Raw genomic sequence first — 13,310 nt, 5'->3', positions numbered from 1 at the left:
CGTCAGAAACCGTTCAGAACCAGGGTGAACAGGCCGACCAGGTAGGCCATCACCGGGATCACCGATGCGTCGAGAGCCGTCGCGACGAACCCGACGACACGGCGCATCGGCAGCGAGTACGTATCGGGTTGTGCGATGCGCGGATTCAGTGCCGCCACTGCCCACGCCGCCACCAGCACCGCCAGCACACCCAGCGCCCACCATGCCGCGGGGTAGTTCTCGTGGGCCGCCGACAGGACGAGCAGAACCGTCGTCACCAGATAGCCGTGGCCGAGAAGCCATGCCTTGCAGGCGCTGGAGTCCCAGACCCGGGCCCGCAGTGCGGCGGCAAGGGCGGTCGCCGTCACGAGATACCAGCTCCACACCGGCACACCGCCGTCGCCGCTGACCGCGGGCCACACCACGAGAACCGAACCTGTCACGGCCAGCAGGACACCGGCGGCGATGAACCCCGTCTGGTACGCGTCGCCGGCACGGATGCGGCGCGGCAGATCCTCGAGGACACGACGCGGCAGCGCCGACGGCGCAGGGTCGCCCGGCGCCGGGATGACGGGCACGGGAAGACGGGCACACATCGCCGACAGCTGGGCGGCCTGCACGGTGATCAGCAGCGCGATGAGGATCAGCACGCACCCGATGTCGAGCAGGCTCAGCGACCACACCGTCGCGGCGGCCGCGGCGACGGCCACGCCGAGGGCGGCCGCGGCGACGGCGGTGAACACCGCGATCGCCCGCTCTCCGACGGTGATGCTGATGATCGACCACGCGGCAATGCCCGCGGCTCCCAACAGAACTCCGGACGCGCCGAAGTCACCGGGCACGGCGAGCGCGAACGCCGCGCCGACCGACGGAAGTGCGGCTGCGGCCAGCGCGGTGGCCACGCGGGGTGACCCCGTTCGGGCCACCAGTGCACCCAGTACGGCGGCGATCGCCACCGCACTGACGGCGAACACCCCGATGATCGAGTCGGTCACCACCCGGTGGGCGACGGCCAGTGCCGTCGCGACCAGCATCAGCCCGACGACGGCGACGGTCGCACCGCGTTGGATCTGCGCTGTCCCCCAAGGCTTCTCGCGAGCCGCGGAGAAGATCATCGCGGCGTCGGCGATGTCCTCGACGATGCGCGGCGCGGGCGGCCCCGCGGGGATGGGTTGCAGCGCGAGCAGATCACCGTCGACCACCCCGACCGTGGTCAGGGTCGCGTCCAGACTGTAGGGCGCACCACCGATCGGCGCCAGGCTCACCGGGTCCACCCCCGGTGCGTCGTCCGACGGTGCCACGATGCGCTGCACAGCGGGGATGATCTCGCGCAGCGGAAGCTGTGCGGGCAGGGCGATCTCGGTGAGTCGCCCGGCGCGATCCCCGTCCTCGTCGCCCGCCGTCGCGGTGAGGACGGCGACCCGCACGATGGGCATCGCGGTGTTGGTGTCGCTCAGAGCGGACTGTGGCATCGTTCTTCTCTTCTCTCGGCCGTGCGTTCGTCGAAGTCTCTGGTGAGCGCGTGGTCCGGGAACCACGGCCCGTCGGGCAGTGCGGCGGTGAGGCGCTCGACCGCGGCCGCGATGGCCACGGGATCGCCGGGAGCGAACGTGGAGATCCATTCGCCGTCACGCGCTTTGGCGGGGCTGACCAGCACCCTGCCGAGCACCGTGTCGACGACGCTGACACCGACGTCGGTGCTGACCCGGTGTCCGTCGCGGTGCTGTCCGGCGACGATCTCGACGTAGGTGCGGCTGTCCTCGAACGCGGCCACGACGACGGGCCGCGCCGACGGCGGGATGCCGAGGTAGTCGAGAAGGCCTCCGACGGCCGCACCCTTGCGGATCTGTTCGTCGGCCTTGGCGCCGACGCGTGCGGGCAGCGAGAACCCGTCGAAGCGTGCGGGCGCACGTCCGGACAGGCCCGCCGTCACGACCGGCACCAGCGCCTCCGGATGGTCGATGTCCAACTCCGTCAGCGTGATCAACCCGCCGCTGCGCAGCGCGATGACGGTGCCTGCGCCGTCCCGTGCGAGCACCCCCCGCAGGACCGCGCCACGGCTTCCGACGAACCGAAGTTCGAGCCACTGGGTGGGCCGGCACACGCGACGGATCCACCGCGCCACCGCGGGATCGACGGTCCGCTCGGCGGTCATGATGCCCGCACCGCGCAACTTCTCGGTCTGCTCCCGTTCGAACGGCCCGCGCGCCGAAACATCGCTGTAGGGCGGCGTTATCGCCAGCACCCACGGATACGATCCCGCGCCGAGCTCCTCGGCGAGGAACCACGCCGAGGCGGCGCTCAGCTCGACTGCGTTAGCGCGCACGGAGATCCGTCAGCCCCACTTGGCGCCCTCGGCCTGATCCCGCGCGGCCATCGACGTGGTGTTCATCTCGTGGGTACTGGCCATGGCGCGGTAGGCCCGCACGAGTTCCTCCATGGCGGTGTTCCACTGCGCCTGCCATGCTTGGTAGGTCACACCGGTGTCACCCTGCCACGCACTCTTCAGCGCGGCCTGCTCGGCGGCGATATCGGCGCCGATCGCCTGCAGCGCACCGGCATACGACGACATCTCACCGGCGTGGTTGAGCATGGCCGGATAGTTGAACATGATCTGCGACATCAGGATTCTCCGATCAGACGGCGGGGTAGGTGCTGGCGGCCGCGGCATCCTCGGCGACGTAGGCCCCGGCGGCGTCGCCGACGTTGGCCTGCGCGATGTCGAGGAGCGCGTTGATCTTCGCCGAAGTTTCGACGAACCGGGCGTGCGCCGCCTGGAAGGCGCCGGCGGACTCGCCCATGTGGAAGGCCTGCGCGGACTGCGCGGCCTGCTCGGCCTGGGCGATGGTGCTGCGCATCAGGCCCGCCTTCGCGCCGAAGGCCGCCTCCGAGGCGATCATCTGGGGAATGTGAGCATCCAAGAGGCTCATGGTTTTTCCTTTCCGTCGTGTCCATCGTGTCCATCGCGGCCGTCGGTGTGGCGGTCGTCTGTGGCGTCGGGATCCCAGGTCCCGGGAAGCATCGGTTCCCTGGGACCACCGCCGAAGGAGTCACCCGCGAGGGTGGTCAGTCCACCGGCCTGCTCGTCGCCTCGCGACACCGTGCCGGCGAATCCCATCGGTCCCGCACCGCGTGTCGAGGCGGTGACCCGGGGGGCGGGCTGTTCCGGCGGCCCGTCGTCGGGCAGTTCCTCGTAGTCCGCGTACGCATCGGCGTAGCCGCGGCCCTTGATCTCCTCCTTCTGGCGCCGGCGCCGCTTACGCCGTTCCGCCGCCGAGGCCGCGATCCCCGACGCCGCTGCCGGGATGGTGCCCGCGGGCGCCTTGGCGCCCGTGGAGTCACGCACGGTCGGAGAGAAGCCCTCGTAGGGATCCCGGCCGGCGACGACGTACGGCACGAACGTCGCGGCCGCCGCCGCCGGAGCACCCGGGGCGGGCGGCGAACCGGCGCTGACGGTGTTGGCGGCGATGGGGGCACCGCTGGGCGGTGGAGGCGCGGACATGGTGGCCGGGAAGCTCTGCTGATCGGGCCGCGACGGTGCGCTCTGGGCCGGGGCGGGCTCTTCGGCGGCCTCCTCGGCCGGCGGCGTGTTGAGCAGGCTCAGCAGGTGCTGACCGACCCCCGCCACGATGGCCAGGGTGGTCGCCAGCAGCGGCAGCAGAAACAGCGACGGGTAGAGGATCGACGCCCCGACCCACGAGACGGCCTGGTAGACCACTGCGAGGAGGAAAGGGCCCCAGGTGATCAACGCCTGGACCGGATTGGTGAGGAAGTCGGTGATCAGCGCGAAGGTGTTGCCGATCGGGTCGCGCAGGAAGTTGAAGATCGGCTCGAACAGGAACCGGAGGACCTCGCCATAGAGCCTGATGATGTCGGCGATGATGTTCGACACGTCGAATGCCGCACCGGCCTGGGCAGCCATCGGCTGTGCCGCGAACGCGGACATGTCGGCGGCGGCCCGTCCGGCCTCGCCGACGCCGGGCAGCAGCACCGACGGCGCCGGCGCGGACGTCGGCGTCGCGGCGAGTGCTGCCCCGGAAACCGACTGGTAGGTCGCCATCGTGGTCGCCGCCTGGATCCACATGCGGACGTAGTCGGCTTCGTTGAGCGCGATCGGAATCGTGTTGATCCCCAGGAAGTTCGTACCCACCAAAACCGCGTGCGTGGTGTGGTTGAGCGCCAGCTCCGGCAGCGTCGGCATCGTCGCCAGCGCCGTCGTGTACGCCGCTGCGGCGGTGTCGTGCTGCACGGCCGTCGCGGCGCTCACCGCGCTCTGCTGCGCCAGCCACGCCAGGTAGGGCGTGTGTGCGGCGACGTACTGCTGCGAACTGGGCCCTTCCCAGGCACCGGACTGGACACCGGCCAGGATGCTGGTCAACTCCGCTGCCGCAGAGGCATATTCGGCGCTCAGGGACTGCCAGGCGACACCGGCGGCCAGCAGGGATCCCGGGCCAGGGCCGCTGCTGAGCATGGTGGAGTGGACCTCGGGGGGCAGGGCCATCCAGACGGGGGATGTCACCGGGGCGAGCGAAGCGACGGGGGATGTCACAGCGGTCAGCCCCGGGCGATCAGATACGACGTCGCGGCCATCGCGTCACCGCTGACGTAGCTCGCCGCCGAGTCGCCGACCCCGACCCCGGACCGGCCGAGCTCCTCGACACCGCGGGCGGCGATCGACTGGTGCTCAACCCCGTTGGCGCTCAGTCCTGTTGCGGTCTGCAGGGATACGGCGTCGGCGGCCGGTGGCAGCACCGCCGTCACCAGAGGCGCCGCCGCCGCGTGCGCGGCAGCCATCCGGGCGGTGAGCGCCTCGACGGCCGCGCTCGCGGCCGTGAGACCTTCGGGAACCACGCGCAGGGTCATCAGCTGTATTCCTTTCCGAGGTGGCCGGCCGGTGCGGTCGCGTCGTCGGCGAGCGGATCGACGAGCTGCACATAGGTGGGTGTGTCGGACAGATTCGAGTCGTCGAGCAGGAGTCCGCGGCCGGCGGGTAGCCGGCTGAAACGGTGCCCGCGGATCTTGCCGCTGTCCTGGGGATTACCGGACAGCAGCAGCGTCGTCGCCTGCAGTTCGTTGAGGCGGCGCAGCAGGGGTGCCGTCATGACCGCATGTGCCGACCCGGCCGCCCTGGCCGTGACGATCACCCGCAGTCCGAGTTCGGAGGCCTGCGAGAGCAATCCGATCACCGGTGTCCACGGACGCTGTCCGGCGTACGGTCCGCTGACGGCGGGTCCGTCGGGGATCTGGTCGACGTCGTCGATGATCAGGTAGTGCAGGTGGCTGCCCGAACCGTTCGCGGAGGAGCGGAAGTCCCACCCGCGCAGCTCCTGCGGGCTCAGACCTGCCGGCGGACGGCGCTTTTCGAGCAGACCCGCCAACCCCAGCATCGCCGGCAGGATCCGGTCGATGTTCGGTGTGTACTCGTTGTCGGGGAAGATCGGCTCGTCGACGAGCTGCAGACGTCGGTCGATGACCGTGAAGGCGACCTGATCGGCCCGCGAGTTCTCCCGCAGGGTGCGGATCAGGTGCCGTAGCAGCGTCGTCTTGCCGGTCTTGGTGTCGCCGAACACCATCAGCAGCGGGTTGTCGGCGAAGTCGACACTGACGGCCGCCAGGTCTTCTTCCCGCTGGCCGATGACGACGCGCTCGGGCGCCGGGTACAGCGACGCGAAGGCTCTCGGGGACAGGCGGGTGGGCAGCAGCCGTACCTCGGGTGCGCTCTGTCCGGGGAAGCGGGCGTTGAGCGCCGGGATGGTTTCCGGTGCGGGCCGGGCGAACAGGAAGTGTTCGGCGGCCATGGTCAGGCCGCGCCCCGGCTGGTCGGCGGGCACGCCCTCGGCGGGTCGCCGCAGTGCCCCCACCACACGCACATTGCTGTCGTGCGCGTCGTGCAGACGCAGCTCCAGTCGCAGGCCGAGACCGTCGCGCATGGCCAGCGGCACCTCGAGCCAGTTCGGGGTGGTGATGACGACGTGGATGCCGTAGGCGAGACCGGTGTTGACGAGCTCGGTCACCTTGGCCAGCAACGGGTTACGGGTGTTGAAGGTGTCGGTGTTGTCGCGGCTGAACGCGTACAGGTTGTCGATGAGCAGGAACACCTCACCGTAGCCGTCGCGGTAGCCACCGTTGTTCACCGCGGCGCCGTGACGCTGCCGCGCCTGCAGCAGTTGCTCGAGCTCACCGAAGGTGCGTCGGATCCGCTCCGACTCCAACGGCGACGCGACGCTGCCGACGTGAGCGAGGCCGTCGAGTACCCGCAGCTGACCGCCGCCGTAGTCGAGGCAGTAGAAGGACACGTCGCCCGGTGCGTGCAGGGCGGCGGCCGAGAGCACGAAAGTCTGCAGTGCCGTGGACTTCCCGGACTTCGGTCCGCCGTGGATGACCATGTTCGCCGCTGCGGAGGTGGCGTCGAACACCAACGGGTCACGCCGCATGTCGAAGGGACGGTCGATCTCGCCGAGGGGCCAACGCCACTGCCCCGCACCGATACCGGAGCGTTCGAGCAGACCCTGCAGCGGAATCGCCTCCTCCAACGGGGGGAGCCACAGCTGCGGGGCGCGCGGCCCGTAGTGGGCCAGCTGCTCGCCGATCGTGGCGATCAGCTTGCGCGGGGGCAGCACCTCGACGTCGGCGCCGTCGTCGACGATCACGGTGTCCGGTTCGGGATCGACCCACCCCGCACTGAACAGCTGAGGCTTCGGAATCGCGTGCACGACGATCGATCTGTCGACCCTGGGTGGTTCGTAGATGCCGTCGACGTAGGTGCTGCGGAACTTGACCGGCAGGGCGCCCGGCGCGGGCACCAGGAAGCCGACGCCCTTGTGCTCCCGGCCGGATTCGATGTGATAGGCGTCCTCGACCCCGATGATCTGCCGGGACACGCTGGGGCTGGCCACCTTCAGGCCGATCCGGTACGACGTGTTCTTGTCGATGTCCTTGATCCGGCCGACGTCGAGGGTCTGCGAGGCGAACAGCAGGTGGATGCGGAACGACCGGCCCTTGCGCGCGACGTAGTCGAACAGATCCGCGTACTCGGGGTGGTCGGCGAGCATCAGCGTGAACTCGTCGGCGACCACCAGCAGCGTCGGGATCGGCGGCAGATCGTGTCCCTCCCGGACAGCGTTCTCGTACTCGGTGACCGAGTTGAACGCACTGCCCTGCACGCGACGGCCGCTGTCCTTGAGCAACTGCTCCCGCCGGGCGACCTCGCCGCGCAGCGTGTCGGCGAATCGATCGGCCAGCGAACGCTTTTCGGCCATGTTGGAGATCACCGCGACGACCTGCGGGAAGTTGCGGAAGATGTCGGCGCCGGCCTCGCCCTTGAAGTCGGCGTAGATCACGATGAGCCGATCGGCGGGATGGGTCGTCAACAGCGACAGCAGGATCGACATCAGTGTCTGCGACTTGCCCGAGCCCGTCATGCCGATCATCAGGCCGTGCGGACCCATGCCTCCTTCCGCCTCGTCCTTGAGGTCGAAGATCAGCGGCTCACCGGTCGCGGTGACACCGATCGGCACCCGCAGCTCGTCATCCCGGTTGCGCGGCGCCCACAGCGCGGCCACGTCGAGCGCGGACGCGTCCGGAATGCCCAGCAGCGTGGTGAATGCGGCGCCGCCGGTGGTCGCGGACCGGGCATGGTCGGGATTGGAGTCCCAGCGCGCCAACCGCCGGGCGATGTGCCGGGCATCCGCGGCGCCGAGGTGGTCGGCGGAATCGATGTAGGAGGACCAGGTTCCGTTCTGCCAGCGCTCGATCCGGCCCCCGGAGATCCTCAGCACCGGGCGTTCCGGGTCGGAGTACTGGTCACGGTCGGGCTCGGTGGCCGACCGGTGGATGACGGTGACGCCGGCCAGTCCGCTGCCGATGAACTCCGACGGATCGGCATCGGGATCGTCGAGCACGATCAGCAGATGCTTGGTGGTGCCGGTCGCGTCGCCGGTGAAGCCACCGCGGTCGGCGAGCGCGGGTGCGAGCAGGGTGCGCAGATCCGACGCATCGCCGGCCAGATAGCGGGCGGGTCCGACGCCGTCGATCCGGCCCGGTACGTCGACATGGGGCAGCCACTTCAGCCACGACCACGCCTCGGATTCGAGAGCTTCTCCGGCGAAGGCGATTCCGAGCACCGACGGGTCGTGCCACGTCATCGCCTGGGCGACCCACGCGCGCAGGGCACCGGTGACCTCGGCGTCGTCCCCGAGCACCGTGATGCGTGAGACCCTGGTCAGCGCGATGCCGGCCGGGACGTCGTACAGGGTGCGCTGGGCGTCGAGCAGCCCGCGCAGAGTCGTGTGCGACACCGGTTCCAGGTCGATCTCGTCGGCGGTGTCCTTGACCCGCAGGGTGACATCGAGGGGCTGGTCGTGCAGGCCGGCGCGCAGCACCAGGAAATCGGGGTCGTGAGGGTCGCGTTCCCACTGCCGTCGGGTACCCGGAATGCCGTTCAGCGCAGCGGGTTCGGGATGCGACCACTGCAGCGCGGTCCGCTGCTCGTCGGCATGGGCCCGGACGTTGTCCCGGACCACCGACAGATACCGCAGATAGTCGGCGCGCTCGGCGTCGACCTCCTCGGTGCGCATCTTGTTGTCGGTGCCGCGGTAGAGCGCGGTCGCGGCGAGCAGCAGCACGAACGGGAAGAACAGCGTGGTCGGCGAGATCAGCCGCAGACCCGTCGCCACCAACGCGACGATCATCCCGACGATCAGGATGACGATCAGGTACGGCAGCGCACGCCGCAGCAGTGACGGCGGTACGACCCGGGGCAGCTCGGGCGGCGGTTCGATCGTGATGGTGCCCTTGCGCGCGACAGGCGCCGGGAGGCGCTTGCGGTGCTCGAAGATCAACCTGCTCATGGGTTCTCCAAACCGGGCAGGGCCTCCACCCGGGCCGGCGACGGGTTCGGCGCCAGCGTGTCATGGGCCAGCAACGCGTCGCCGCGCGACAGCGTCGGGCCTGCGGCGAACAAGGACAGCACCGACGACGGGATGGGAAGCGGTGTGGTGGTCAGGCCCAGCGCGGCGACGGTGTCGGCGCCGTCCGCATCTGCGCCGGTGTCGATGCCGTAGCGGACACCCGTGTCACTCAGCCAGAACAACGAACCGGCATTGTCCACGAAATACCCCGTGCCCTGCGGCAGAGCGACCTGGTTCGCGGGCCCACCCGGGGCTCCGGCGCTGACGAGCGCCACAGTGCTCACCCCGTCGGCGACCGGGAGCGCGGCACCCGACCGCAGCTCCATCGAACTCTCCTGCGCTCCTTCGCGTTCCGACCACGCGGCACAGATCACCGGTTCAGCGGCGGTGTCGACGAGGGTCACCCGCTCGGCGGGGTAGGCGTCGACGTCGACGACCTCGGCCTGCGGGGTGCGCGCCACCAGATCGGCATCGAGCCGGGGCGGGGACGCGAGCCCCCACGAGTTGGAATTGCGCAGGATCGCGGCGACCACCGGAGAGATCGGCTGCAGACCGTCGGTCAGCACCACGTAGTGGCGCAGGGTGTTGTCCTCGTCGTAGGAGACCACGACGGAGCCGACCGGGAAGGGCTCGGGAAGCCCGAGGTCGGAGGGCAGGCCGGCATTCGGGATCACCGGGGTGATCAGCGCAGGCGCCTCCGGGATCGCGTTGAACAGTCCCGTCGCGATCGGGTGCGGTGCCGCGACGCCGACGCCGATCCCGACGCCTCCGGCGACCGCCCGGTCGGCGAGATCGATCGCGCTGCGCCTGCCGTCCCACAACAGCCATGTGCGCCCGCCGTTCTCGGCAAGTACCGCATGCCCGTCCGGCAGGACCGTCGCGCGCTCGCCGGTGTCGTCGGGGGCGCCGGCGATCACCGTGACCCCGGTGACGGCGCCGGCGGCGGCGTCACACACCGTCCAGTACGCGTCCCGAGTCGTGTTGACCGCCATCCGCCCCGGGGCTCCCGGGATGCCGAGCATGTTGCCCCGGGGAAGTTCGTCGAGTTCGCTGCTCTTCACCATGGCCGGGTTGTCGGGCCTTCCGGTGATGAGGCGCGCCGAGGCCAGGTTCAGCACCGGATGCACCTGATCACCGAGGCGCACGTACAGCGCCGCCGTATCGCGTTCGGCGAGAATCGAATCGGTGCCGACGTCGCCGGCAGGCCGGATCAGGGAGAACAGGAAGCAGCCGATCAGGCCCGTCACCAGGATCAGGGCACCGACGAGCACCGACCTGGACTGCGTGCGCAGCGGGTCGACCAGCATGCGGGTGTCGTGCAACGCGACACCGGAGGCCATGCGGCGCACCATGAACCGCCATCCGCTGACCTGGTGGCGGGTCACGAACCCGCGCCGGAACGACACCCGGTCGGGGTTCTCGTTGGTGGGGGTACGGGAGGTGAACGACCGCCTGTCCCCGTCGGCGCCGCTCACCGCTCGTCCGAAGCGTGCTGTGGCACAGCCAGTCCGAGGCCGCGCAGCAGCGGGCCCGCCGACTGGCCGACGTCGGCCGCGGTGATGGTCATCAGCTCGTCGTCGGTGAAGTCCTCCGCATCGGAGTGGTCGAGTCGGTACTCGCGCTCCTCTTCGGACCGTTCGACCAGGTTGCGGACGAAGCGGCCGTTGCCGGCGATGTCGAGGCTGCGCCGGTTCACGCCGTTGGCGTCGGGGCTCGACGACTCGGCGAGGTAGGAGAACAGGCTCTCCATGTCGGAACGGGCTGAATCCTCGAAGTGCGAGTCGCGCTTCTCGGCCATGCGCACGGCGATTTCGACGAGCTCCTTCGGTGAGTACGACGGGAAGTCGATGCTGCGGGTGAACCGGGAACGCAGACCCTCGTTGGCGTCGAGGAAGGTGTCGAGATCCTTGCGGTACCCGGCGACGATCACGACCAGGCGGTCGCGGTCGTTCTCCATCCGGGCCAGCAGCGTGTCGATCGCGACCAGTCCGAAGTCGTTCTTGGCGCCGGTCGACACCAGCGCGTAGGCCTCGTCGAGGAACAGCACCCCGTCGAGCGCGCTGTCGATGATCGCGTTGGTCTTGGCCTCGGTCTCACCGATGTGCTGGCCGATCAGGTCCGCGCGGTGCACCTCGCGGACCGTCTCCTTCTTGAGCAGGCCGAGCCCGCAGTAGATCTTGGCGACCACCCGGGCGATCGTGGTCTTACCCGTTCCGGGTGGGCCGGCGAAGACCAGGTGGTTCGTGCGCTGAGCGACGGCCAGGCCGCGTTCCTGACGGCGGATCGCCATCGCGACAGAGCTTTTCAGTCGCGCGACCTGATACTTGACCTCGTCGAGCCCGATGAACTCGGCCAGTTCCGCCTCGGCCTCGACGAGCAGGTGCGCCTTGCGGTCCTTGGCGCCGGAGTCGACGAAGTCGGCCTCGCCGGGTTCTGTCTCCGGATCCCACGGATTGCTGCGCGCCTCGATGCGGGCAGCGGTGGTCGTCGGGATCCCGAAGCTGGTGTCGAGCAACGCCTCTTCGATCTGGGCGTGTTCGGGGTTGACCGCGTAGAGCTCCTGGAGCAGCTGCAACGCCTCCTCGTCCTCGCCCTGCGCGCGCAGCGACAGCGCTTTGACCAGGGCACCGTCGGTGGCTGCGACCGTCACGGGCCCTTCCGGACGCTCCAGGTAGGACAGCGCGGGAGCGAACATGCCGAGCCTGGCCAGCGCGATGCCGAGGGTCACCCGCGCCGCGTGGGCGGACGTCTCGTCGAGGGTCGCGTCGGTCACCAGCGGGGTCAGCATCCGCACCACATCCGACCATCGAGCGGCACGGTGATACATCGCGATCCGGACCCAGCGCGCCTCGAACCAGTCGCGGCGACGTTCGAGCAGGCCTTCGAGGAGCTGGTCGGCCTCCTCGTAGCACGCGGCATCGGAGAGGCAGACGGTGTAGGCCAGCGCGAAGTCGTCGGGGGTGGACGCGCGGAACTGCAGGTACAGGCCGCTGTCGTAGGTGAACCCGAGGGCCTGGGGCGCGAGCTCGATCCTGCGCGACAGCAGCCCGGCGGTGGCGCCGGAGGTCTGCCACACCCGTTCGATCACCTGCGGGGTGACGTCGCCGGCCGCGGCGAGTCCCGTCCACGCGTCGCACTGGTCGCTCGCGATGCGGGTGAGCGCGGCGAAGCCGGCCCGGGCGGCGGTCAGATCCGCGGGCCGCCTGCGCTCGTGCACGGAGAGGCCCAGTGCGCGGCAGCAGGTGGCGAACCGGCTGACCACGTCCTGGTCGACGCGGGATGTCCCGGCCGGAGGCGCGAGCGTGTCACTTCCAATGTCCATGGACTTTCGCGGTGCCGGTGAGCGACCCGTCTCCAGGCCCCGACCCCCGCCATCTCCTTGCTCTGCTTATGTATGGCTAAGCTAACTTTCGCTGAAAGTTAGCATTGCATAAGCAAAGTGTCGAGACGCACGGTCTCACACTCTCCGGCACAGCCGCGAGTGCCTGGTCAGACCAGTGGCCGCCCGGTCCGGATCCGGCGGTCGACGTCCTTCAACAACAGGTTGAACGGGAACTGACGCACGAACTTCGGCGACACCGTGTTGGCGACGCGCAGCACCGTCATGAGCCGGTCGAACCTGCGCTGGTGGTCCGGCCCCCACGGAAGCCGCATCTCGTCGCGGAAACGCTGCGGCAGGAAACCGGTCGTGATCAGAAGTGCCAGCTCTTCGTTGCGCCGCTGCAGCGGCCCCGGCAGCCTCAGCCCTCGCAGCCGGGATGCGGCGATCGGGTACAGGTACTCGCGCACGGTGTCGTCGATGTGCACCTCGTCCAGCGACGCAGCCCAGTACCGGTCGAACGCCTCGCGGTCGGCCGGCCACATGCTCTCGGGCACCTGGAGCATGGTGGCGAGCGCCCGACCCTGCACATACAGGCGGTCGGCGGTCTCCTCGTCCATCTCCCCGACGAACAGCCGGTGGACGTCGACGACGCCTTTGTACAGGCAGGCGCCCACCCACAGCTGGAGGTCCTTGTCGAACGCGTGGTACTTCACCGGGCTCTCGTCGGTCGAGAACACCTGGGCGTGTGCGCCGTTGACGGCGCGCCGGAAGGCCTTCTGCTGCTCGGGGGTGCCGTTGGTCGACACCGCCAGATAGGTGAACGTGGTGCGGGCCCGCTTGATCGGGTGACGGTCCACCCGTCCGCTCTCGACACGGCTCTCGAGAACGCCGTACCCGACCGCCGGACGCGCCAGCTGCATGATCACGTTCGCGGGGCCGGCCAGCAGCCCCAGTCCCAGCATGCCGTCGTCCCCGCGTTGCGCACGGCGGCCGGTCGGGACGTCGACCACCACGTCGTTGATCGGGCGCTCGACCACGGGCAGCACCGCGGGCACCGACTCGTTCAGCGTCATGGGGTAGGGCTCCTCTCGGCGACACCG

The 13,310-nt window shown here is 69.8% G+C and carries 10 protein-coding genes; all 10 read right to left on the bottom strand.

The features are described from left to right. Positions 1–2 precede the first annotated feature (2 nt). Positions 3–1,451 carry a type VII secretion integral membrane protein EccD gene (eccD, locus tag DYE23_RS02010; protein ID WP_115326357.1) on the bottom strand — a complete coding sequence of 483 codons (1,449 nt, stop codon included), beginning with the start codon at positions 1,449–1,451 and terminating at the stop codon, positions 3–5. Continuing rightward, complete coding sequence (locus DYE23_RS02005; protein ID WP_011891323.1) at positions 1,433–2,305, bottom strand: ESX secretion-associated protein EspG; 873 nt, start codon at positions 2,303–2,305, stop codon at positions 1,433–1,435. The genes eccD and DYE23_RS02005 overlap by 19 nt, the downstream gene beginning before the upstream one ends. A gap of 9 nt (positions 2,306–2,314) precedes the next feature. Beyond that, positions 2,315–2,602 (bottom strand): WXG100 family type VII secretion target, encoded by a 288-nt coding sequence (locus DYE23_RS02000; protein WP_011891324.1) that lies wholly within the window; start codon positions 2,600–2,602, stop codon positions 2,315–2,317. A 13-nt stretch (positions 2,603–2,615) separates the two neighbouring features. After that, complete coding sequence (locus DYE23_RS01995; protein WP_011891325.1) at positions 2,616–2,909, bottom strand: hypothetical protein; 294 nt, start codon at positions 2,907–2,909, stop codon at positions 2,616–2,618. Next, positions 2,906–4,498, bottom strand: a complete 1,593-nt coding sequence (locus tag DYE23_RS01990; protein ID WP_013470468.1) for a PPE family protein — start codon at positions 4,496–4,498, stop codon at positions 2,906–2,908. The genes DYE23_RS01995 and DYE23_RS01990 overlap by 4 nt, the downstream gene beginning before the upstream one ends. Before the next feature lie 35 nt (positions 4,499–4,533). Next, positions 4,534–4,842 carry a PE family protein gene (locus DYE23_RS01985; RefSeq protein ID WP_011891327.1) on the bottom strand — a complete coding sequence of 103 codons (309 nt, stop codon included), beginning with the start codon at positions 4,840–4,842 and terminating at the stop codon, positions 4,534–4,536. Continuing rightward, positions 4,842–8,828 carry a type VII secretion protein EccCa gene (eccCa, locus tag DYE23_RS01980; RefSeq protein WP_115326356.1) on the bottom strand — a complete coding sequence of 1,329 codons (3,987 nt, stop codon included), beginning with the start codon at positions 8,826–8,828 and terminating at the stop codon, positions 4,842–4,844. Before eccCa ends, DYE23_RS01985 begins: the two co-directional genes overlap by 1 nt. Continuing rightward, entirely contained in the window at positions 8,825–10,363 is a 1,539-nt protein-coding gene (eccB, locus tag DYE23_RS01975) for a type VII secretion protein EccB (protein WP_099962350.1), read from the bottom strand. Before eccB ends, eccCa begins: the two co-directional genes overlap by 4 nt. After that, entirely contained in the window at positions 10,360–12,210 is a 1,851-nt protein-coding gene (gene eccA, locus DYE23_RS01970; RefSeq protein WP_218566974.1) for a type VII secretion AAA-ATPase EccA, read from the bottom strand. The genes eccB and eccA overlap by 4 nt, the downstream gene beginning before the upstream one ends. A 167-nt stretch (positions 12,211–12,377) precedes the next feature. Next, positions 12,378–13,283 carry an oxygenase MpaB family protein gene (locus tag DYE23_RS01965; protein WP_115326354.1) on the bottom strand — a complete coding sequence of 302 codons (906 nt, stop codon included), beginning with the start codon at positions 13,281–13,283 and terminating at the stop codon, positions 12,378–12,380. Positions 13,284–13,310 lie beyond the last annotated feature (27 nt).

Origin of the sequence: Mycolicibacterium gilvum (assembly GCF_900454025.1) — a bacterium.
GTDB lineage: Bacteria > Actinomycetota > Actinomycetes > Mycobacteriales > Mycobacteriaceae > Mycobacterium > Mycobacterium gilvum.
Note: the sequence above shows the minus strand (reverse complement) of the source record. Positions and strands in the feature narration are given on the sequence as shown.